Raw genomic sequence first — 19,220 nt, 5'->3', positions numbered from 1 at the left:
ATCCATGGAGCGCCGCATTCTGATTCTGGCGCCGTTCGGCCGCGATGCCGACGTGATTGCCGAGGTACTCAACAAGGACGGCCGCGACTGCGAACGCTGCGCCGATCCGCACGCGCTGAGCGTGGAGTTGAGCCACGGCGCGGGCGCCGCGCTGGTGACGGAAGAGGCGCTCGCGGATGACCGGGCCGCGGCGCTGTTCGCCTGGCTGGAAGGTCAGCCCGCGTGGTCCGATTTCCCGATTGTCCTGCTGGCCGGCGAGCGCGTCGAGCGGCGTTCCGCGCACAGTCTGCAGGTGCTCGAACGGCTGGGCAATGTCGTCGTGCTCGAGCGGCCGCTCAGTTCCGAAACGCTGCGCCGCGCGGTCACGTCGTCGCTGCGGGCACGCATCAGGCAGTACGATTCGCGGCAGCATCTGGACGTCTCGCGCCAGCATCTTGCGCAGCGCATCGAGACCCAGGCGGCGCTCGTGCAGCTCAACGATTCGCTCGAAAGCCGGATTGCCGCGCGCACCCATGAACTCGCGTCCGCCAACGACCGCCTGATGAAGGAGATTCACGAGCGCGCCAAGGTGCAGGCCGTGCTGGTGCAGTCGCAGAAGATGGAAGCGCTCGGCCAGTTGACTGGCGGAATCGCGCACGACTTCAATAATCTGCTCAACGTCATCATGGTCAACGCGGAACTGATTGCGCGCGTCAGTGACGACGAGCGCGTGCGTAACATGGCCGCCACCGCGAAGCGCGCCACGGAACGCGGGGCGAAACTCACCGGCCAGTTGCTGACGTTCTCGCGCACCAGCAATTTCGATCTGAAAGCGGTGGACGTGGTGGCGTTGCTGCAGGGCATGCGCGACATCATCACCCTGTCGCTCGGCTCGACCATCCAGTTCATCACGCGATTCGACGCCGAGGAATTGTGGACCGAAGCGGACGCGAACCAGCTCGAACTGGCGATTCTGAATCTCGCGATCAATGCGCGCGACGCCATGCCCGGCGGCGGTACGTTCACGGTGCGCGTGGGCCGGCACCTGGCGCCGGATCCTACGCTCGCCGATGGCCAATACGTCGTGGCCGAGTTCATCGATACCGGTTCCGGTATTCCCGCCGACGTGATGTCCCGCGTGTTCGATCCGTTTTTCACCACCAAGCCGATCGGCAAAGGCACGGGGCTCGGGTTGAGCCAGGTGTACGGGATTGCCCGCCAGACCGGCGGCACTGCGCGGATCGAGAGCGAGGAGGGGCGCGGCACCACGGTGCGCCTGTGGTTGCCGATGCGCGAACCGGTCGTATCGGCGTCCGAATCGGTGTCGACGGTCGAGCAGAAAGTCGAGGGCGTCAAACGGATTCTGGTGGTGGAAGACGATAACGAAGTGCGCAGCATGCTGGTCGACTCGTTGAAGCTGCTCGGCTACGTGGTGACGGCCGCGCACGATGGAAAAACCGGCTTGGGGCGGCTTTCGGATGACCGGCCCGATCTGCTGATGGTCGACTTCGCGATGCCCGGCATGAACGGCATCGATGTGATTGCCGCGGCGCGCAAGCTGCGCGATGACCTGCCGGTCATTCTCGCGACCGGTTACGCCGATGTCGATATTTCGCGTCTGGCGGTGCGGCGTTGCAGCATTCTGCGCAAGCCGTTCCAGCTCGACGAACTGGCGCGCACGGTGCGATTGAGTCTGAGCGGGTAGCAAGGGCAGGCAGCGGCACGCTCGCGCGCATGCGTTCTCACACTCTGCCGGCGACACACAGGAGCCATGGCGATGAGCAACGGTAGCGAAGATAGACCTCGGGGCGGCGGCTTCGACCGGCGCAGTTTTCTGGCCGGCGTGGCGGCCGCTGCGGGCAGCCTCGCGCTGCCCGGTTGCGGCGGCATCGGTCCGAATGTGCCGGACGGCAGTGCCGCGGCGCCCTCGATTGTCGACGTGCCGTCTCCCGATGGCGGCAACCGCTATAGCCTGGCGCGACCGGCGTTGCCCGATCCGGCCAGCTCCGGGATTGATTTCATCGTGCTGGTGACGATGGAGAACCGCTCGTTCGACCACTTCCTGAGCTGGGTGCCCGGCGCCGAGGGGCGGCCTGCCAACCAGCAGTTCACCGATGCGTTCGGTACGGTGCAAACGCCGTTTCTGCTGTCGGCCAATCCGTCGTACGGCTATCAGGCTTGCGCGTATCAGGACCCCAATCATAGCTATCAGGGTGCGCGTACCCAGCTCGCCTCCGGCGCCATGAACGGCTGGCTGCAAACACCCGGTACCAGTACGGTGCGCGGCGATCTGCTGCCGATCGGCTACTACGCACAAGCCGACCTCGATTTCTTTAGCGGCGTCGCCAGCCAGTACACGATCGGCGATTTCTATTTCAGCGGCGTGCTGACCAGTACGTACCCGAACCGGATCTATCTGCACAGCGGCGCGACAGACCGTCTCGACGACAGTCTCGGTACGTCGACGCTGCCCACGATCTGGGACAGACTGAGCGCAGCGAATGTGGGCTGCAACTACTACTATCACGACGTGCCTTTCACGGCGCTCTATGGCACGCGCTATCTCGGCATCTCCCATCTGTTCTCGGATTTTCTCTCCAACGCGGCGGCCGGCACGTTGCCGCCGTTCTGCATGGTCGATCCGAGTTTTACCGGCGAATCGCAAGGCATCTCCAGCGACGATCATCCGCACGCCGATATCCGCAACGGTGAAGTGCTGCTCGGGCAGATCTATAACGCGCTCTCCAGCGGACCGAACTGGAGTCGCACCTTGATGATCGTCGTATATGACGAGTGGGGCGGCTTTCTCGAACATGCGGTCCCTCCGATCCGGCCGATCAGCAACGACGAACTCGCGCTCGGCAACGACGGACGACTGGGTTTCCGCGTGCCGTGTGCGCTGCTCGGCCCGCGTGCGGCCGCGGGCAACGTGACGCGCTATCCATTCGATCCGAGTTCGATTCATCAGCTGTTGCAATGGCGTTTCGGCCTCGCACCGCTCGGCGTGCGCGGCAGCGATCCCGCCAGCGTCAACCTGGCCTATGCGCTCGATTTCAGTGGCGCGGCGCGCACCGACGTGCCGGCGATCACAGTGGCACAAGGACCGTTCGGTGGTGAGTGTGCGGGGACCACGGCACCCGCGCCATCCAGCTCCGTGTCGGGCGTGGACAACTCGCAGGTCGCGCCGGTGCCGTCCGATCGCTTTGCGGATTTGCGGGCAAAAGCCGATGTATTGGGGTTTCCACGGCCTGCCGGCTAAGCGCGTTGCGCGGCGCGCATCGCGACGAAACCACCGTAAATAGAAATACAGAAATCGCTTTGCCGCCAGCGTCCAGACGACTACTCTGTGGCTACCTGAGCGAATTGCCGCTCAAGCGTCGATGATCCGCATTGACCCGTATAGGGTTTCTCGTTAAGGGGAGCGTTCATGGAGATTGAGACTCGTACTCTGGCGCGTGTGACAGCAAGACTCGTCCCGTTCCTGGTGGTCTGTTATTTCGTGGCTTATCTGGATCGCGTCAACGTGGGCTTTGCCGCGTTGCAAATGAACAAGGATCTCGGCTTGTCATCGAGCGCATTCGGTTTCGGCGCCGGGATATTTTTCATTGCTTACTTTTTCTTCGAAGTGCCATCCAACCTGCTGCTGGAAAAATTCGGCGCGCGTCGCTGGATTGCCCGGATCATGTTTACGTGGGGCATTCTGGCCGGCGCGATGGCGTTCATTCCCGACCTCGCGAGATACACGGGCATGTCGCCCGCGCATGTGTTCTATACGTTGCGGGTGCTGCTGGGTATCGCCGAAGCAGGCTTTTTCCCGGGCATCATCTTCCTGCTGACGCTGTGGTTTCCAGCCATGTATCGCGCGCGCGTGGTCGGCTATTTCATGGCGGCCATTCCGCTTTCCACCGTGATCGGCGCGCCGGTGTCCGGCGCCTTGCTCGGCCTGAACGGCATGGGCGGCATGGCGGGATGGCAATGGGTCTATCTGCTCGAGGCGGCGCCGGCGCTGCTGTTGTCGATCGTGGTGCTCTACTATCTGACCGACCAGCCTGCCCATGCCACCTGGCTGAAAACCGACGAGCGCGAGTGGCTCGTGGGACGGCTCGCCCAGGAGCGCGCCAAGCGCGAGGCCGTGCGTAAATTCAGTGTGCGCGAGGCGTTGTTCAATCCGCGCGTGCTGGCCATCGCCCTGATCTATTTCGGTGCAAACGCAACCAATTACGGTTTGAGCTTTTTCTTGCCGCAGATCGTCAAGGCGTTTGGCCTCACCAACCTGCAGACCGGTTTCGTGACCTCGTTGCCGTATGTCGTCGGCGTGATCAGCATGGTCGTATGGGGACGGCACTCGGATCGCAAGCTCGAACGCAAGTGGCATGTGGCGATTGCGCTGCTGGTCGCCGCGGGCGGGATCGGCGCGGCGGCAGGCCTGGATAATCCCGTGTTGAAGATGGCGGCGCTGTCGATTGCGGGCTTCGGCATCTTCGGTTGTCTGCCGATTATCTGGACCTTGCCGGCGGCGTTTCTTTCAGGCGCCGCGGCCGCGTGCGGGATTGCCGCGGTGAATTCGCTCGGCAATCTGGCGGGGTTCTTCGGTCCGTACGCAATGGGCTGGATCAAGGACAGCACCGGTGGCTTCGGAGCCGGGTTGTTGTGCCTGGCCGGAGCGGGACTGGTCGGTGTCGCCGCGGTGCTGTTGCTGCATCACGACACGACGCTGGAACACGCGCCCGATGCGCGGATGGATCCCATCGGAACGAGTGGCGAGGTAGGGCACCACGTTTGAGCGATGGGCTCGTTGCCAGGCAGTTTTCTTCTCGCGCTCCGAGCCGGGCTTTATTCTGGCTGGCGACCGATCCAACCGGGGAGACACCCAATATGGCCATTCGCATCGTACGGCTTGGCACGCCGCGCGCGGAAGGAGAAGGCCTGCGCATCGGCACGGTGCGGCGCCCTCCGCGCGGCGTGCCGAAGGCGGAGTTCGCCACGCGGGATTACTACGACGTGTGGTTGCCCAACCTCTCACCGAGCGCGGAGTTGGTCGCGCAAGCCAAACACGCTGTTAGCCCGGCAGACTGGAACGCATTCGCGCGCAGTTTCCGCGCGCAGATGCACGAACACGACGCGAGCAAGGTGCTGGATCTGCTCGCGGCCCTGTCACACACGACGAATTTTTCGGTCGGCTGCTATTGCGAGGACGAAAACCGCTGCCATCGCGGCATTCTTCGTCAGCTGCTTGGCGAGCGCGGCGCGGCGATCACCTGATTTTGCAAACCGAGCGCGTGTTATGCTTGAACGAGCCCCCAATCGCTACAACGAGCCTTGCAGGATACGTCGCGGCACTGGGGCAGGTGTAGTTCTCAAGCGCTGAATCGGTCGCGTCACGACTGAAGCGTGCACAGTCCGCGATCTCTTCATATGGATTATCGTCATCTGCAACAACGTAAGAGCCTGCACGGGCGCATCGTGCAGGAACTCGGCATGGATATCGTCAGCGGCAAGGTTCAGCCGGGCCAGCGCCTGCCTGCCGAAACCGACCTGTGCGAGCGCTATGGCGTGAGCCGCCCGGTGCTGCGCGAGGCGACGCGCGTACTGGTCGCCAAGGGGCTCGTGGTGTCGAAGCCACGCGTGGGCAGCGTCGTGAAGCCGCGCGAAGACTGGCACATGCTCGACCCCGACGTGCTGTACTGGACGCTGAGCAGCGTCCCGGAAGGCGAGTTTTTCCGCTCGCTGCTCACGGTACGCCGCGTGATCGAGCCGGCCGCGGCCGCACTCGCCGCAACCGCCGCAACCAGCGAAGACATGGCCCGCATCGCCTCCGCTTACGAGCGCATGGCGCACGCGCCCACCGCCAGCGCGCTGCTCGAACCGGACCTCGAGTTTCACCGCGCCATCATGGCCGCGACGCATAACGATCTGCTCGCGCATATCGGCAATATGCTGTCCCTCGCGCTCTCGGAATCGATCAAGCTGACGAGCCGCCATCCGGACACGCATGCCTTGTCGTTGCCGCGTCACAAGGCGATTCTCACCGCAATCCAGAGCCGCGATGCGCTCGGCGCACGCCAGGCGAGCCTCGTTCAGCTCGAAAACGCCAGCGCCGACGCCGAGAGCATTCTGGAAGTCGTGCGCAGCCATCCGGCCTGAGCCTGCACCTGGGCTCTCAACCGGGCGGCGGCGCTGCTTCCGCCGCCGCCGCTTTGGCATAGACGCCCGGTCAGTGTGAATGGCGGGGCACGTCCGCGCCCCGGCAGCCCACGAGAAAATCGAAGTCGCATCCCTGGTCTGCCTGCAGCACGTGTTCGACGTACAGGTTCCGGTAGCCGCTTGCATCGGCGGGCACCGGTTGCTTTGCCTGTTGCCATTCGGCGAGCCGGGCCGCCAGTTCGGCTTCGCTGATCTCCAGATGCAGCCGGCCGGCGTGACAATCCATTTCGATCCAGTCGCCGTCGCGCACCACCGCGAGCGGGCCGCCGGCGCGTGCCTCGGGCGCGATGTGCAAGACCACGGTGCCGTAGGCCGTACCGCTCATGCGGGCATCGGACAGGCGCACCATGTCGGTCACGCCTTGCGCCAGCAGCTTCGGCGGCAAGCCCATGTTGCCGACCTCCGCCATACCCGGATAGCCCTTCGGACCGCAATTCTTCATCACCAGGACGGAGTCGGCCGTGACGTCGAGATCGGGGTCGCCGATGCGCGCCTTGTAGTCGTCGAAGTTCTCGAACACCACGGCGCGGCCACGATGCTTGAGCAGGGCGGCGGTCGCGGCGGACGGCTTGAGGACCGCGCCGTTCGGCGCGAGGTTGCCGCGCACGATGCACAGGCCGCCGTCGGCGACGAGCGGTTTGTCGAGCGGACGGATGACCTCCTCGTTATAGAGCGGCGCTTCTTTGCAGTTGTCCCACAGCGCCTCACCGTTGGCGGTCAGCGCCGCAGGGTGCGGCAGCAGGGCGGCCTCGCCGAGGCGCCGGATGACGGCCGGCAGGCCGCCTGCGTAATAGAACTCTTCCATCAGGAAACGGCCTGACGGTTGCAGATCGACCAGCGTAGGTGTGCCGCGTCCGACGCGGGTCCAGTCGTCCAGTTCCAGATCCACGCCAATGCGCCCGGCAATGGCCTTCAGATGGATTGCCGCATTGGTCGAGCCGCCGATCGCCGCGTTCACACGGATGGCGTTCTCGAACGCCTCACGCGTGAGCAGTTTCGACAGGCGCAGATCATCGAGTGCCATTTCGACAATGCGCATGCCCGACATATGCGCGAGCACGTAGCGGCGCGAATCGACGGCGGGAATGGCGGCGTTGTGCGGCAGCGTGACGCCGAGCGCTTCGGCCATGCAGGCCATCGTCGAAGCGGTGCCCATCGTATTGCAGGTGCCCGCTGAGCGTGACATGCCGGCTTCAGCGGACATGAATTCATGCAGCGAAATCTTGCCGGCCTTGACCTGCTCGCTCAATTGCCAGACCACGGTGCCCGAACCGATGTCGCGACCATGATGCTTGCCGTTGAGCATCGGACCGCCGCTCACCATGATGGCGGGCACGTCGCAACTTGCTGCACCCATCAGCAGCGCTGGTGTGGTTTTATCGCAGCCTGCAAGCAGGACGACCGCGTCGATCGGATTGCCGCGAATCGACTCCTCGACGTCCATGCTGGCGAGATTGCGTGTGAACATGGCGGTGGGGCGCAGGTTCGACTCGCCGTTCGAGAAGACCGGGAACTCCACCGGAAAACCACCCGCTTCGAACACACCACGTTTGACGTGCTCCGCGATCTTGCGGAAATGCGCGTTACACGGTGTCAACTCCGACCACGTGTTGCAGATCCCGATGATCGGTTTGCCCTGAAATTCGTGATCCGGAATACCTTGATTCTTCATCCAGCTTCGATACATGAAGCCATTCTTGTCGGCCGTGCCGAACCATTGAGTAGAACGTAATGGGCGTTTAGCGTCCTTCATGGGCTGTCTCCTTAGATTTTGACGATAGTAATACTATTCGTGCAGTGTGGAGTGCCGATGTGCGCGCGGAATGTGAATCATGCCGCACGTCGATTCCGCTGGTCCGCGCCGTGCGATGTTTTGCTGCATTGCAAGACAGGGAATAACCCGCGCGAAATGCCACGATATGTCACAGGATCGCAATCCGGCGCGTTCAATCTGAAAGGTGAACTGAGCAATGTTGTCGGCTTGGTTTCCGCTTTGCAATAATTAGTCCGACTAGTTAAGGGTATACAGCGATTATTCGGCGTAGGTGCCTGATATAGCATTTTCGATGGATTGTCAGGTGGATGCGCGCACGTTTAAAGAAATGCTTCCGGCTGACTCGGTAACGCCCGGCAACGGCGCTTTCCCGGCCTATGCCGGCATGAGCAGTGAGTTCGAACAACTGAACATACGGGAGCATGAGACATGGCCGAGGATCGGGAAGACAGGCAGGACGAAGGACGCGGCGAAGTACAGAACATGCGGCGCGGTTTGCTGCAAGGTGCAGGTCTCGCGGCAGCGATGGCCATGCTGGGCGGTGTGTCCACGCCGGCATTCGCAGCCGATGCAGCGCCGTTCCCTTCGCACAAGAAGTGGAAGATTGTTTTCGTCAATCACGTGACCACCAATCCGTTCTTCGTACCGACACAGTACGGTATTGAGGATGCCTGTGGATTGCTGGGCATGGACTACCAGTGGACAGGTTCCGCGAACGCCGACGTCGGCGAGATGGTCAATGCGCTGAATGCGGCGATTGCCGCCAAGGCCGATGCGATCGCCGTGCCGATCGTCGATCCCAAGGCATTTGACGGCCCGATCCAGAAAGCGCTGGACGCAGGCATTCCGGTGTTCGCGTACAACGCGGATGCACCGCGCGGCAGCAGCAACCCGCGGCTCGCGTACATCGGCCAGGACCTGTACCTGTCGGGCTATCAGATGGGCGAGCGCATCGCCAGTCTGGTCGACGGCGGGATGGTGGCACTCTTCATCGCCACGCCTGGTCAGCTCAACATCCAGCCGCGGCTCGACGGCGCGGTCGACGCGATCAAGAAGTCCGGCAAGAAGATCGATGTGCAGACGATCGCAACCGGCGCCACTGTCAACGAAGAACTCTCGAAGATCAAGTCGTTCTATCTTGGACACCAGGATGTGAAGGGCATGTTCGCGGTCGACGCGGGCAGCACGCAAGGCGTGGCCGAGGTGATGAAGGAATCGAACCTGCCGGCCAAGGGTGTGCATGGCGGCGGCTTCGACTTGCTGCCGCGCACGGTGCAACTGATTCATGACGGCTTCCTCGACTTTACGATTGATCAGCAGCCCTACGTGCAAGGCTTTTATACCGTGGTGGAAGCGTTCACGTTCCTCGCTTCGGGTGGGCTGGTGGGACCGGCCAACGTCAACTCCGGTTTGAAGTTCGTTACCAAGGGCACGGTCGAACCGTACCTGAACACCGAAACGCGCTACGAAGGCAAGAGCACCAAGCCGCAAATCGTGCCGCGGAATGGTGGAATCAAGTCGTAATGTCATCGGTGACAGACGCGACGAAATCCAGTGGTCGCGCGAGGCGCTGGCCTGGTGCGGTCGGACGCTCCAGCGAGATCCGTATTCTGGCGGTCGCGCTGATTCTGGCCGCCTACTTCGAAATCGCCAACCACGACTTTCTCCTCACCAGCGCGAGTCTGGAAAATCTGTCGCAGTTCATCGCGCCGGTGGCGATCATCGCGTGCGGCGAAATCATGCTGATGATCGGCGGCGAGATCGATCTGTCCGCCGGTATGGTGTTCGCGTTTGCGCCGTTCATCATGCATTTTGCGCACGAGGCGGGCGCGCCAACCTGGATTGCGCTGATCGTGGGTGTGGCGGCGGCGGGCGTAGTGGGGCTGATCAATGGCGCGGTGACGGTCTATCTGCGGATTCCGTCGTTCGTGACCACGCTCGGCACGCTGTTCTTCATCAACGGTCTCACCTTGACCATCTCGCGCGGCACGCCGGTGTCCACGCCGGAAGGCAATGATTTCGCCGCATTCATGGGTGCGTGGGGATATAGCGAGATCATCTGGACCATCGGGATCGCGCTGGTCATGCACGTGCTCTTGCGCAACACGCGCTGGGGGTTGCACACGATCGCGTCCGGGGCGAATCCGTTAGGTTCGAGCGAAGCCGGTATCAACGTGAAGCGGCTGAAACTCGGCAACTTCATTATCGCGGCGGTGCTCGCGGGTTTCACCGGGATTCTCGAAGGTTTTCGCATTACGTCGATCGATCCGCAAGCCGGTGGCAATCAGATCATGTTCCTCGCCGTGGCGGCAGCGGTGATCGGCGGGACGCCTCTCGCGGGCGGGTCGGGCACGATCATCGGCGGCCTGATCGGCGCCGCGGTGCTGGGCATTTTGAACGACGGCTTCACGCTGATCGGTATCAACGCGTTCACCTTCAACATGATTCTGGGCGCGGCGATTCTCGGCGCGATGATCTTCAATATCCACGTCGTGCGTCTCGCGCGTAAGTAAGGGAGTGTCGTGATGTCCGAAGTGGCGTATGCGCTGCGCGGCGAAGAGATCGTCAAGCGCTTCGGCGCGGTCACCGCGCTCGACGGCGTGTCGTTGACGCTCAAGCGGGGCGAAATTCTCGGCGTGCTGGGCGATAACGGCGCGGGCAAATCGACGCTGATCAAGATACTCACCGGCTTTCATCAGCAGACCAGCGGCAAGCTGTTCATCGACGGCGAGGAAACGCTGTTGCGCTCGGTCGACCACGCGCGCGCCTTGGGTATCGAATGCGTCTATCAGGATCTGGCGCTGGCGAATTCGCTGAGCATCTATCACAACATGTTCCTGAATCGCGAGATCATCCACCCGGGTCCGTTCCGCCTGTTGAATAACCGGGCAATGCGCACGCGGGCGGCGGAGTGTCTCGAAGAGATCGGCGTGCGGGTACCTTCGGTCGATCTGCCGGTCGAACAGCTTTCGGGCGGGCAGCGTCAGGCCATCGCGGTGGCGCGCGCGGTCAACTCGGACGCGAAGATCCTGCTGCTGGATGAACCACTCGCTGCCATGGGCGCACGCGAAGCAGGCCTGATTATCGACCTCGTGCTGCGTCTGAAGGAGAAGGGCGGTTTGTCGATCGTCATGATCATGCACAACTACGCGCAGACGCTCGACATAGCGGATCGCGTCATGCTGATGCAGCGTGGCCGCGTCACCTACGAGAAGGAAGCCGCCAGCACGTCGGTCGCGGAGTTGATGGATATCGTGCGGCGTGAATACCGGGCCATGCGTACGGCGGCTGAATGATCTAGGCCGCTGCAGGCCGATCATTCGGTATGCGAAGAATCGGCGTACGGTCTTCCCCTGGAAAACATCCGGACTACGGCGTTTGCGCCGGCAACGTGTTTCCAAAGAAGGCGAGCGCCTGTGCCACCGTCTGCGCATGAACGGCGTCGCGGTCGACGCCGGGACCGTCGTTGCACCTGAGCGTCATGCGATCCGCCATGCCGGGCAAGCAGGTGTCGAGGAAAGTGTAATGTCCTGCACCCGGCACCATCTTGACCGTTGCGTTGGGCAGCAAACCGGCGATGCGGTGGATGTTGGTTTGCACCGGCGCGACCTCATCTTCCGTGCCGGCCATGAGCGACACGAGAACGTGCACATCGGCGAACGAGGCTTGATTGAACGCCTCACCTAGTGCGGGCGCGATGGCGAACACCGCTTTGATGCGCGGGTCGCGATAGGAGTCGCCTGAGCGCGCCATCGACGCCAATGCCTCGGGTGACAACGGATCCGACATCTGTACGCCGCCTGGAACGCGCTTCATTTCCGGCGGATTGCAGATCGCGTCGGCGGCGGGCGAGGCGCAGAAGTCGAGGAACTGCTTCTGGTCGGTGCGCGCCCCCGCCAGTTCGAGCACCGTGTAGCCACCGAGCGAGAACCCCACCGCGCCGATTCGGCTCGCGTCGATATGGGAGCCAAGCGTCGGATCGGCCAGCAGGCTGTCGAGCACTTCACTGACGTCTGTCGCACGTTCCCACCAGAGGATGAAACCGTCGCGCGTCACCGGTTCCAGTGCGTTATTGCCGGGATGATTCACGCCCGCCACGATATAGCCATGCGCGGAGAGCGCGGCCGCCAGCCAGTCGAGGCTTGCGGCGCTGCCGCCGGTCCCGTGCGACAACAGCAGCAACGGATACCTTGCGTGAGCCGTGGATAAGGGCGCGTCGGTTGCGCGCGGATGCCCCACAAAGTACGGGTGACCCGGCTCGCCGATGTCATGCGGCGCTTCCGGAACCGTGCCGTCGACCGGATACCAGAGGCTCGTCACGAGGGCTTCCGTTCGCGCGCCGCGCCAGTTGCGCGCGACCGGCGGATGAATGACGCGCATCGCGGCGCCGACGTGATAGGGCGCCACGCTGTCGCTGTCCGCGGCAAGGGTGGCACCGGCGCAGCACGTCGCAAGGATCGCAACGACGGCGAAGCAATGACGCAGCATATTCATTCCTTGCGGATGGGGATCATGAGGTCGATGACGCATTCGTGTTGCCGGTCGTCGGCGGCCCGGTTCCGATAGAACTCCAGCGCGGGCCGGTCGTCGGGTTCGTAGCCGCTTTGCGGCAACCAGCCGCCGAATAGCGCGGCAAACGTGGGTCCAATCAACGCGAAAGGACCGGCGAGGCGGTGCGTCGCGTACAGACCGCCCGCGATCCGCACTGCTTCGAGCGAGCCGGTCGCTTCGATCGGCGCGGCTGGAATGATGCCGGCGAGGTAACGGAAGTCGCCCCGCTCATCTTCAGGGTCGCCTGAAATGATGCCGATCGTGCCATGGCTCTGCGCGGACGTCGCGCTGCTTTCGAACCTGCGCGATAGCGTCCGGAAGGTGTGGCGGATGGTGGCGGTGGGTCCTTCGTGGCGAAGGCACAAGACGTCGAGCGGCGCGAGTTCGATCAGTTCTACGAACGGCACCTCGGCGCTGGCAGGGTTGGCTTTTACGTTGGCTGTTGCGTGGCCGTGTACGGCGTGCCGCGCTTCGGTTCCCGGTGTGACGAGGCGCTTTTGCCGCGACTGGAATGCACTCGGAGTGACACCCGTCAAGCCGCGAAACGCTCGTGAGAAGGCTTGCGGACTGTCGTAGCCCACCTTGCCTGCGACGGTGGTGACCGAATCGCTGGCAACCGTCAGCCGGTAGGCGGCCTGGGCGAGCCGCACACGCTGCACGGTTTCGAAAATGCTTTCGCCCGTCATGGCGCGGTAGATGCGGTGGAAGTGATAGGGCGAGAGATGCGCAACCGAAGCGAGGCTATCCACCGTGTGAGGCGCGCCTGGATCGACGAGGATCGCCTCGATGACGCTGGCGATCCGCCGGTGATAATCGCGTTCGGTATTGGGCTTCATGATGGCCGTAGCATAGTCCGTTCGTCGCCGTTGGGCAGTGCAGAGCTTGCTGAATTGCGGCCATCCTGGCGGATTCGGACTGGCGGAGACGGGATGCCTGAGCTACTGCATCAGCAGTGCCATCCACGAATTCCGGCTGCTGAGTTGTCCACATAATCTGTTTGTAAGGCTGTGGACAATTCCCGGGCAAACTCCGCAAGTGGCTGAAACGATTGCATTTGTGCAGCGCGCGCCAGGAGTGTGCATTTGACCCGCCGGCGGCGCCGCACTCGGGGCCACGGAGTAAGTAACCACTGGATCAGCCTCCGCATGTCGCGAAGATCTGGCGGCGCGGCGGCTGCGGATACGAGCGTGACCGAGCTGAGCGGACGGTCAGCCTGGACAGACGATATCGCGCTCGTGTGCAACCGGTTCGGAGTGGGTGACAGCCGGCACCACGGGCAGCGTGTAGCGAGGCAATTCCATGAACAGCGTGACCCGTCGCACGATCTGCCAGAAGACCTTTTCGAACGAGCGCGCGCGCTCGTCCGGTGTCATGCCGTCCGCGAGCGGATCAGCGAAATCCCACTGGACGAACAGGGGTTTGCCCGGGAAATCCGGCGCATGGTACTCGCCCACGCGCTCATCCAGCGCGACGATCAGGTCCATGCGCGGTGCCCATTCACCCGTAAATTCCAGCCAGCTTTTGGGCGCCAGCAGTCCGAGGTCGGAGATGCCGGGCCGCAGTTGCGCGATGGCAAGCGCATGAACCCTTGCGGCCGGTTCAGAGCCGGCACTGAAGACTTCGAAGCGCTGGTCTGCCAGCTCGCGCAGCAGCGCCTCCGCAATGATGCTGCGTGCTGAGTTCTCACGACAGAGAAACAGCACCTTATATTTACTGGTCACGCTCTTGCCCCGTTGCTTATATTTTCATTGTGATCGGGATTCTGACGATCCAGTCTTGCACTAACGTGACAGTACAATGTCTGGGAGCTCAGATGCGCTTCGGCTGTCGTTCAATCGAAGCGCTTTCCCGCCCTTCCGATCTTGTTGCAAGTTCGAACGTTTCCTGCGCGTGCGGTGGTTCGGCGGCAGTCGGAGACATCCAGAAACGTGTTCGGGGATCCCAACATGTCAGATACCACGGCAAAACCGGCGCGTACGCCGGAGGCAATCGACAAGGACTTCACTGACCTGATGGCCTCGCGGTTACCCGTTACAGTAGCACGCGAAAAATTCGAGCGGCTATGGGATGAGGCCAATTCCGTGGCCGCGCGACTTGTCGGCACGGAACCAGGCAGATCTTATCTTGCGCTGCTCAAGCGCATGCACGAAACCTTCGAGAACCATTACCGCGGCGTGCCGCAGCGCAATGCGGCGGACCACCGGCTTCACTGACGTGCGGGCGATGCGCGGTGGTGTCTCCCAGCAAGCGGCGACCGCGCGTGGTGCCTTTGCCTGCAGGCAATCGTAAGCTTGGCTAACGTCCTCTAGTTGGGCTATCGGCAAACTTTGCGATACCTTTAGCGGTGAAACCAGGCAGACACCTCTACGGTATCGTTCTTATTTTCAGCCTGGATATACGGACTCCGAACCGTCCTTTGCCAGAATGAAGTCCACGAACGCGCGCAGCGGGCCGGGCATATGCGTCCGGCTGGGATAGTACAGGAACGGACCACTAAACGATTGCCACCACGGTTCCAGCACCGGCACGAGTTGGCCGCTTTCGATTGCGGGCCGCAGAAATTCGTCGAACGTATAGATGATGCCGAGTCCGGCCATGGCCGCGCCGCGTTCCAGTTCGATCACCGAGGCGATCAACGGCCCGTTCGCTTCGATCCGCACGACTTCGTCATCTCGTTTGAATTCCCATGTCGCCAGCACGCCGCTGTCGAAGCGGTGTCCGATGCAGGCATGATTCACCAGCTCGCGCGGATGCTGCGGCGTGCCGCGCGTCGCAAGATAGGCGGGCGCGGCCGCGGCGACGAAGCGTTGCACGCGCGGACCGATCGGCACGGCGATCATGTCCCGTTCGAGGCGCTCGTCGTAGCGGATGCCGGCGTCGAAACCTGCTGCAAGAATATCGATGAACGTATCGTTGCTGCCGACATCCACCGTGATGCCCGGATGAGCGGCGAGAAAGCGCGAGAGCAGGGTGGGCAGGATCTCACGGGCGGCAATCGACGGTACGTTCAGCCGCAGCGTGCCAGTGGGACTTTCGCGGAACAGGTTGATGGCGTCGAGTGCGGTGGCGATTTCGCCGAAGGCGGGCGCGAGGCGCTCGTAAAGCCGCTGCCCGGCCTCGGTGGGAGTGACGCTGCGCGTCGTACGGTTGAGCAGGCGGACGCCCAGTTGCGCCTCCAGCCGACGGACCGCTTCGCTGAGCGACGAGGCTGAGACGCCGCGTGTCGACGCGGCATGCCGGAACCCGCGTGCCTGGGTGACGGCGACAAACGCTTTCAGGTCGGAGAGATCGGGTTCCTGCATTGTTCGCGCTTCCGCACAGGCCATTCGGATTGACGGGGATTATCGTACGCCAAAATTCGGCCGATACTTCCTGTCAGGCGCCTCCTGGATGGCGCATCTACTGAGGACAACGATGAAGCAGCTGCAACTGGGTAAGACCGGTCCGCAAAGTTCGGTGCTGGGTTTGGGCTGCATGGGCATGTCGGGCATGTACGGTCCGGCCGATCGTGCCGATTGCATCGCCACGATCCACGCCGCGCTCGAAGCGGGGATGACGTTGCTGGATACGGGCGATTTCTATGGCTCGGGTCACAACGAAATGCTGATCGGAGAAGCGCTGAAAAGCGCGCCGCCATCGCGACGCGACTCGGCCATCATCAGCGTAAAATTCGGCGCGATGCGCGATCCCGCGGGTGGCTGGTCGCTTTACGACGCGCGTCCTGCGGCAGTCAAAAATTTTCTCGCGTATTCGGTGCAGCGGCTGGGCGTCGATCATATTGACATCTACCGGCCGGCGCGGCTCGATCCCAATGTGCCGATCGAAGACACGGTCGGAACGATTGCCGACCTGATCAAGGCCGGCTATGTGCGACACGTAGGTTTGTCCGAGGTGGGGGCGACGACGATCCGCCGCGCGGCAGCGGTGCATCCAGTGAGCGATCTGCAGATCGAATACTCGCTGATCTCGCGTGGCATCGAAGCGGAGATCCTGCCGGCGTGCCGCGAACTCGGGATCGGCGTGACGGCATACGGGGTGCTGTCGCGTGGCTTGATCAGCGGCCACTGGACCAAAGAATCAGCAGGAAAAGGCGATTTTCGCGCCATGAGCCCGCGTTTTCAGGGCGACAACATCGACCACAATCTCGCGCTTGTCGATGCGCTTCGCAAGGTGGCCGAGGCCAAAGGCGTAACGGTCGCGCAGATTGCGATTGCATGGGTCGCTGCGCAAGGCAGCGATATTGTGCCGCTGGTCGGCGCGCGTCGCCGTGACCGTCTGGCGGAGGCGCTCGGTGCATTGGACGTGCGGCTCAGCGAAGAGGACCTCGCGGCAATTGCCGAAGCGGTGCCAAACGGTGCTGCGGCAGGTGAGCGCTACGCGGCCGCACAGATGGCGCATCTGGATAGCGAGAAGGGGCGCCGTGAACACGCGGGATAAGTTTCGCTAGCTGTCTTTCTTGCAGGCTATGGGCCGCGCGGCAGAACAGACTCTGTTCTGCCGCGCGGCCCTTTTCGTTTCCACATGTTGCCTGGCTAGCCGGAAATGCTCCCACGTACCACGTTGCTCGCATCGTGGTTGTATGTATCACAACATGATATATAATGAAATCGAAGCCGCCTTGGCGAGAGCCTGGTGGGTGGCGGCAGCGACGCGCGCAACGAGCGGTAAGAGGAGGGGGTATGCCTATCCAATACGACTTTTCAATGGGATTCCTGGTGACGATCATGGCCATTCTCGGGATGGTCTTGATCGGCAGTCTCGGGGCGGTTCTGCAACTCGAGCGTTGTCATCCAAGGTTGATCGGCGCGGCAATCGGCGCCTTGGTGGGCGTGGTGCTGATCGAAGCAATGCCGATGCTGGTCTGAGTGGCCGCCGCGGAAAGGGGGGCTGCAGCGATCGATGGTAGGGAGGATGGACATGGCCCCGTTTGACCGCGTTCTGCTGTGCTATGACGCGACGCCTGAAGGGCGGCTGGCCCTGCGCCGCGGCGCCTTGCTTGCGCAACAGCTAGGGGCCGAGACGCACGTGCTGTCCGTTTCCGACAGTACGTACCTGTCGAACGGATTCGACGTCCTGTCGTCCGTCAAGTATGAGATTGATGAGGAGGCCTCAAGAGAAACGCTGAAGGAAGGGATCGAGAGACTGAAAGCGTGGGGCCTCAACGCAACCGGCCATGCGCTGGTGGGGAACGCGGTGGACCAGATATCGCGCCTCGCCAATTCGCTGAAGGTCGACCTGATTGTCATCGGCCACCATCAACGCGGTTTTTTTGCGCGCTGGTGGACCGGAGAAAACCATGCTCTCCTGCTGGAGCGTGTGTCGTGCGGGGTGCTGTTCGAGGTTTCCGACTGAGCCTCATTCGCCTGCCCGCGTGCCTTTGTCGTCCGGGATCGCGGCCTCGAGACGGTTGATTGCATGCGTCACTTTATATCACAATGAAATATAATCATAAGAACACGTTCGTTCTGCCGGTGAGGGTTTGACCTTAAGGTGTCGTCCTGTCCCGTGCAACGACGTCCACCTATATTCCCGGTCCTATCTTGTCTTCTTACGCCGTTGTGCGCTGGTTTTCCAGTTTCATTCCCGGTGCCATTACCGTCCGCTGGCCCGAGCGGCTGAGGTCGTGTCTCGGCGCGTTGCTTGGAATCGCATTTACGGGCGGGACAATGCACGTCCTGCTCGGACCGACGGCAAATATTCCGCTACTCGTCGCGCCAATGGGCGCGTCGGCCGTGTTGCTGTTCGCGATTCCCGCCAGTCCGCTGGCGCAGCCGTGGTCCATCATCGGCGGCAATCTGGTTTCCGCTACGGTGGGTGTCGCGTGTGCAGGGTGGATTGCCGATCCGGTCGGCGCCGCCGCGCTTGCCGTGGCGCTGGCAATCGCCCTGATGTTTGCACTGCGCTGCGTGCATCCGCCGTCTGGCGCGGTCGCGTTGACGGCGGTCCTGGGTGGTCCCACGGTTCATGCGATGGGCTACGGATTCGTGGCCGCGCCGATCGCCATCCAGTCCGTGGCGCTGCTGTGCGCCGCCATCGTGTACCACGCCGTCACGGGACATCGCTATCCGCACATTGCCCAGCAGCATTTCGCCAACAACGCGGCGGGATCCCCGGCGACCTCGAAGGCGGGTTTCACGCGCGCGGATCTGGAAGCGGTATTGAGCCGGCGCGACGAATTGCTGGACATCGACGTTGACGATCTCGAGTCTTTGCTGCGTGATGTCCAGTTGCAGGCGTATGCACGCAAGTTCAACGGACTGACCTGTGCGGACATCATGTCGAGTCCGGCTGTTGCCGTGTCGATGGCAACCAGTGCTGTGGCGGCGTGGAATCTCCTGAAGCAGCGCGGTTTCAAGGCGCTGCCGGTTACTAATGCAGGCCAGCAGGTTATCGGTATCGTCACGCGTGCCGATCTCGTCGACAAGCAGTCCTTCGGGACCGGTCCCGTCTTGCCGTTGCTGATACCGCGCTGGTTCAGGCGCGATGCCTCCGCGGCGCCACTCGTCGGGGCCCTGATGAATCCGGATGTACGCACAGTCGACGTGGCAACGCCGATCATGGAACTGCTGCCGCTTTTCGCAAACGACGGGCATCACCATATTCCCGTGCTGGATCTGGAGGAGCGGCTCGTCGGGATGATCACCGAGGCGGATCTCATTGCAGGTCTGTATCGTCAGGCCTATGTCGAGCAGCACCATGCTGCGTAGCCACC

At 62.7% G+C, this 19,220-nt stretch carries 18 protein-coding genes; 13 read left to right on the top strand and 5 right to left on the bottom strand.

Translation table 11 applies throughout. The annotated features are described in order from the left end of the window. Nucleotides 1-4 precede the first annotated feature (4 nt). The 5 genes from P3T43_RS16095 to P3T43_RS16075 all read left to right on the top strand — a co-directional run bounded on the left by P3T43_RS16095 (nucleotide 5) and on the right by P3T43_RS16075 (nucleotide 6,123). A complete protein-coding gene (locus P3T43_RS16095; RefSeq protein WP_429282025.1) occupies nucleotides 5-1,684 on the top strand; it encodes an ATP-binding protein in 1,680 nt (559 codons plus the stop codon). Nucleotides 1,685-1,756: 72 nt separating this feature from the next. Continuing rightward, the gene (locus P3T43_RS16090; protein WP_429282024.1) at nucleotides 1,757-3,238 is read left to right on the top strand and encodes an alkaline phosphatase family protein; all 1,482 of its coding nucleotides are present in this window, start codon (nucleotides 1,757-1,759) and stop codon (nucleotides 3,236-3,238) included. Between the two features lie 168 nt (nucleotides 3,239-3,406). After that, nucleotides 3,407-4,762 carry an MFS transporter gene (locus tag P3T43_RS16085; protein ID WP_429282023.1) on the top strand — a complete coding sequence of 452 codons (1,356 nt, stop codon included), beginning with the start codon at nucleotides 3,407-3,409 and terminating at the stop codon, nucleotides 4,760-4,762. A 92-nt stretch (nucleotides 4,763-4,854) separates the two neighbouring features. Beyond that, nucleotides 4,855-5,241, top strand: a complete 387-nt coding sequence (locus tag P3T43_RS16080; RefSeq protein ID WP_429282022.1) for a DUF488 domain-containing protein — start codon at nucleotides 4,855-4,857, stop codon at nucleotides 5,239-5,241. A gap of 153 nt (nucleotides 5,242-5,394) precedes the next feature. Then, the gene (locus tag P3T43_RS16075; protein ID WP_429282021.1) at nucleotides 5,395-6,123 is read left to right on the top strand and encodes a FadR/GntR family transcriptional regulator; all 729 of its coding nucleotides are present in this window, start codon (nucleotides 5,395-5,397) and stop codon (nucleotides 6,121-6,123) included. 70 nt (nucleotides 6,124-6,193) lie between these two features. On the opposite strand, the gene P3T43_RS16070 is transcribed toward P3T43_RS16075, so the two are convergent. After that, complete coding sequence (locus tag P3T43_RS16070; protein WP_429282020.1) at nucleotides 6,194-7,936, bottom strand: IlvD/Edd family dehydratase; 1,743 nt, start codon at nucleotides 7,934-7,936, stop codon at nucleotides 6,194-6,196. 450 nt (nucleotides 7,937-8,386) lie between these two features. On the opposite strand from P3T43_RS16070, the gene P3T43_RS16065 reads away from it, so the two are divergent. From P3T43_RS16065 to P3T43_RS16055, 3 genes are read left to right on the top strand one after another with little or no spacing between them, the layout of a single operon-like run. Continuing rightward, the gene (locus tag P3T43_RS16065) at nucleotides 8,387-9,481 is read left to right on the top strand and encodes a sugar ABC transporter substrate-binding protein (protein ID WP_429282019.1); all 1,095 of its coding nucleotides are present in this window, start codon (nucleotides 8,387-8,389) and stop codon (nucleotides 9,479-9,481) included. Next, a complete protein-coding gene (locus tag P3T43_RS16060) occupies nucleotides 9,481-10,470 on the top strand; it encodes an ABC transporter permease (RefSeq protein ID WP_429282018.1) in 990 nt (329 codons plus the stop codon). Before P3T43_RS16065 ends, P3T43_RS16060 begins: the two co-directional genes overlap by 1 nt. A 12-nt stretch (nucleotides 10,471-10,482) precedes the next feature. Continuing rightward, nucleotides 10,483-11,253, top strand: a complete 771-nt coding sequence (locus P3T43_RS16055; protein ID WP_429282017.1) for an ATP-binding cassette domain-containing protein — start codon at nucleotides 10,483-10,485, stop codon at nucleotides 11,251-11,253. A 73-nt stretch (nucleotides 11,254-11,326) separates the two neighbouring features. Here the strand turns inward: P3T43_RS16055 and P3T43_RS16050 are convergent, their stop codons facing one another. From P3T43_RS16050 to P3T43_RS16040, 3 genes are all read right to left on the bottom strand, one after another. Further along, nucleotides 11,327-12,445 carry an alpha/beta hydrolase family protein gene (locus tag P3T43_RS16050; protein ID WP_429282016.1) on the bottom strand — a complete coding sequence of 373 codons (1,119 nt, stop codon included), beginning with the start codon at nucleotides 12,443-12,445 and terminating at the stop codon, nucleotides 11,327-11,329. 2 nt (nucleotides 12,446-12,447) lie between these two features. Then, nucleotides 12,448-13,344 (bottom strand): AraC family transcriptional regulator, encoded by an 897-nt coding sequence (locus tag P3T43_RS16045; RefSeq protein ID WP_429282015.1) that lies wholly within the window; start codon nucleotides 13,342-13,344, stop codon nucleotides 12,448-12,450. Nucleotides 13,345-13,716: 372 nt separating this feature from the next. Next, complete coding sequence (locus P3T43_RS16040; RefSeq protein ID WP_429282014.1) at nucleotides 13,717-14,229, bottom strand: low molecular weight phosphatase family protein; 513 nt, start codon at nucleotides 14,227-14,229, stop codon at nucleotides 13,717-13,719. A 225-nt stretch (nucleotides 14,230-14,454) separates the two neighbouring features. Here P3T43_RS16040 and P3T43_RS16035 point away from each other — a divergent pair, with 225 nt between their 5' ends. Then, a complete protein-coding gene (locus P3T43_RS16035) occupies nucleotides 14,455-14,721 on the top strand; it encodes a hypothetical protein (RefSeq protein WP_429282013.1) in 267 nt (88 codons plus the stop codon). 171 nt (nucleotides 14,722-14,892) lie between these two features. On the opposite strand, the gene P3T43_RS16030 is transcribed toward P3T43_RS16035, so the two are convergent. Beyond that, a complete protein-coding gene (locus P3T43_RS16030) occupies nucleotides 14,893-15,810 on the bottom strand; it encodes a LysR substrate-binding domain-containing protein (RefSeq protein WP_429282012.1) in 918 nt (305 codons plus the stop codon). 112 nt (nucleotides 15,811-15,922) lie between these two features. Here P3T43_RS16030 and P3T43_RS16025 point away from each other — a divergent pair, with 112 nt between their 5' ends. From P3T43_RS16025 to P3T43_RS16010, 4 genes are all read left to right on the top strand, one after another. Then, entirely contained in the window at nucleotides 15,923-16,945 is a 1,023-nt protein-coding gene (locus tag P3T43_RS16025) for an aldo/keto reductase (RefSeq protein ID WP_429282011.1), read from the top strand. A gap of 242 nt (nucleotides 16,946-17,187) precedes the next feature. Beyond that, the gene (locus P3T43_RS16020) at nucleotides 17,188-17,373 is read left to right on the top strand and encodes a hypothetical protein (protein WP_429282010.1); all 186 of its coding nucleotides are present in this window, start codon (nucleotides 17,188-17,190) and stop codon (nucleotides 17,371-17,373) included. Nucleotides 17,374-17,419: 46 nt separating this feature from the next. After that, nucleotides 17,420-17,860 (top strand): universal stress protein, encoded by a 441-nt coding sequence (locus P3T43_RS16015; RefSeq protein ID WP_429282009.1) that lies wholly within the window; start codon nucleotides 17,420-17,422, stop codon nucleotides 17,858-17,860. Nucleotides 17,861-18,048: 188 nt separating this feature from the next. Next, entirely contained in the window at nucleotides 18,049-19,215 is a 1,167-nt protein-coding gene (locus P3T43_RS16010; protein ID WP_429282008.1) for an HPP family protein, read from the top strand. The last annotated feature ends 5 nt before the right edge of the window (nucleotides 19,216-19,220 follow it).

The sequence above is a fragment of the Paraburkholderia sp. GAS41 genome (assembly GCF_050436545.1).
Lineage (GTDB): Bacteria > Pseudomonadota > Gammaproteobacteria > Burkholderiales > Burkholderiaceae > Paraburkholderia.
The sequence above is the reverse complement of the archived record's forward strand: the minus strand, read 5'-3'. Positions and strand labels throughout refer to the sequence as shown.

Excerpts from the sequence above, each read along its gene's own strand:
- P3T43_RS16095 (WP_429282025.1), top strand. The coding sequence starts at position 5 with ATGGAGCGCCGCATTCTGATTCTGGCGCCGTTCGGCCGCGATGCCGAC.
- P3T43_RS16090 (WP_429282024.1), top strand. The coding sequence starts at position 1,757 with ATGAGCAACGGTAGCGAAGATAGACCTCGGGGCGGCGGCTTCGACCGG.
- P3T43_RS16085 (WP_429282023.1), top strand. The coding sequence starts at position 3,407 with ATGGAGATTGAGACTCGTACTCTGGCGCGTGTGACAGCAAGACTCGTC.
- P3T43_RS16080 (WP_429282022.1), top strand. The coding sequence starts at position 4,855 with ATGGCCATTCGCATCGTACGGCTTGGCACGCCGCGCGCGGAAGGAGAA.
- P3T43_RS16075 (WP_429282021.1), top strand. The coding sequence starts at position 5,395 with ATGGATTATCGTCATCTGCAACAACGTAAGAGCCTGCACGGGCGCATC.
- P3T43_RS16070 (WP_429282020.1), bottom strand. The coding sequence starts at position 7,936 with ATGAAGGACGCTAAACGCCCATTACGTTCTACTCAATGGTTCGGCACG.
- P3T43_RS16065 (WP_429282019.1), top strand. The coding sequence starts at position 8,387 with ATGGCCGAGGATCGGGAAGACAGGCAGGACGAAGGACGCGGCGAAGTA.
- P3T43_RS16060 (WP_429282018.1), top strand. The coding sequence starts at position 9,481 with ATGTCATCGGTGACAGACGCGACGAAATCCAGTGGTCGCGCGAGGCGC.
- P3T43_RS16055 (WP_429282017.1), top strand. The coding sequence starts at position 10,483 with ATGTCCGAAGTGGCGTATGCGCTGCGCGGCGAAGAGATCGTCAAGCGC.
- P3T43_RS16050 (WP_429282016.1), bottom strand. The coding sequence starts at position 12,445 with ATGCTGCGTCATTGCTTCGCCGTCGTTGCGATCCTTGCGACGTGCTGC.
- P3T43_RS16045 (WP_429282015.1), bottom strand. The coding sequence starts at position 13,344 with ATGAAGCCCAATACCGAACGCGATTATCACCGGCGGATCGCCAGCGTC.
- P3T43_RS16035 (WP_429282013.1), top strand. The coding sequence starts at position 14,455 with ATGTCAGATACCACGGCAAAACCGGCGCGTACGCCGGAGGCAATCGAC.
- P3T43_RS16030 (WP_429282012.1), bottom strand. The coding sequence starts at position 15,810 with ATGCAGGAACCCGATCTCTCCGACCTGAAAGCGTTTGTCGCCGTCACC.
- P3T43_RS16025 (WP_429282011.1), top strand. The coding sequence starts at position 15,923 with ATGAAGCAGCTGCAACTGGGTAAGACCGGTCCGCAAAGTTCGGTGCTG.
- P3T43_RS16020 (WP_429282010.1), top strand. The coding sequence starts at position 17,188 with ATGCCTATCCAATACGACTTTTCAATGGGATTCCTGGTGACGATCATG.
- P3T43_RS16015 (WP_429282009.1), top strand. The coding sequence starts at position 17,420 with ATGGACATGGCCCCGTTTGACCGCGTTCTGCTGTGCTATGACGCGACG.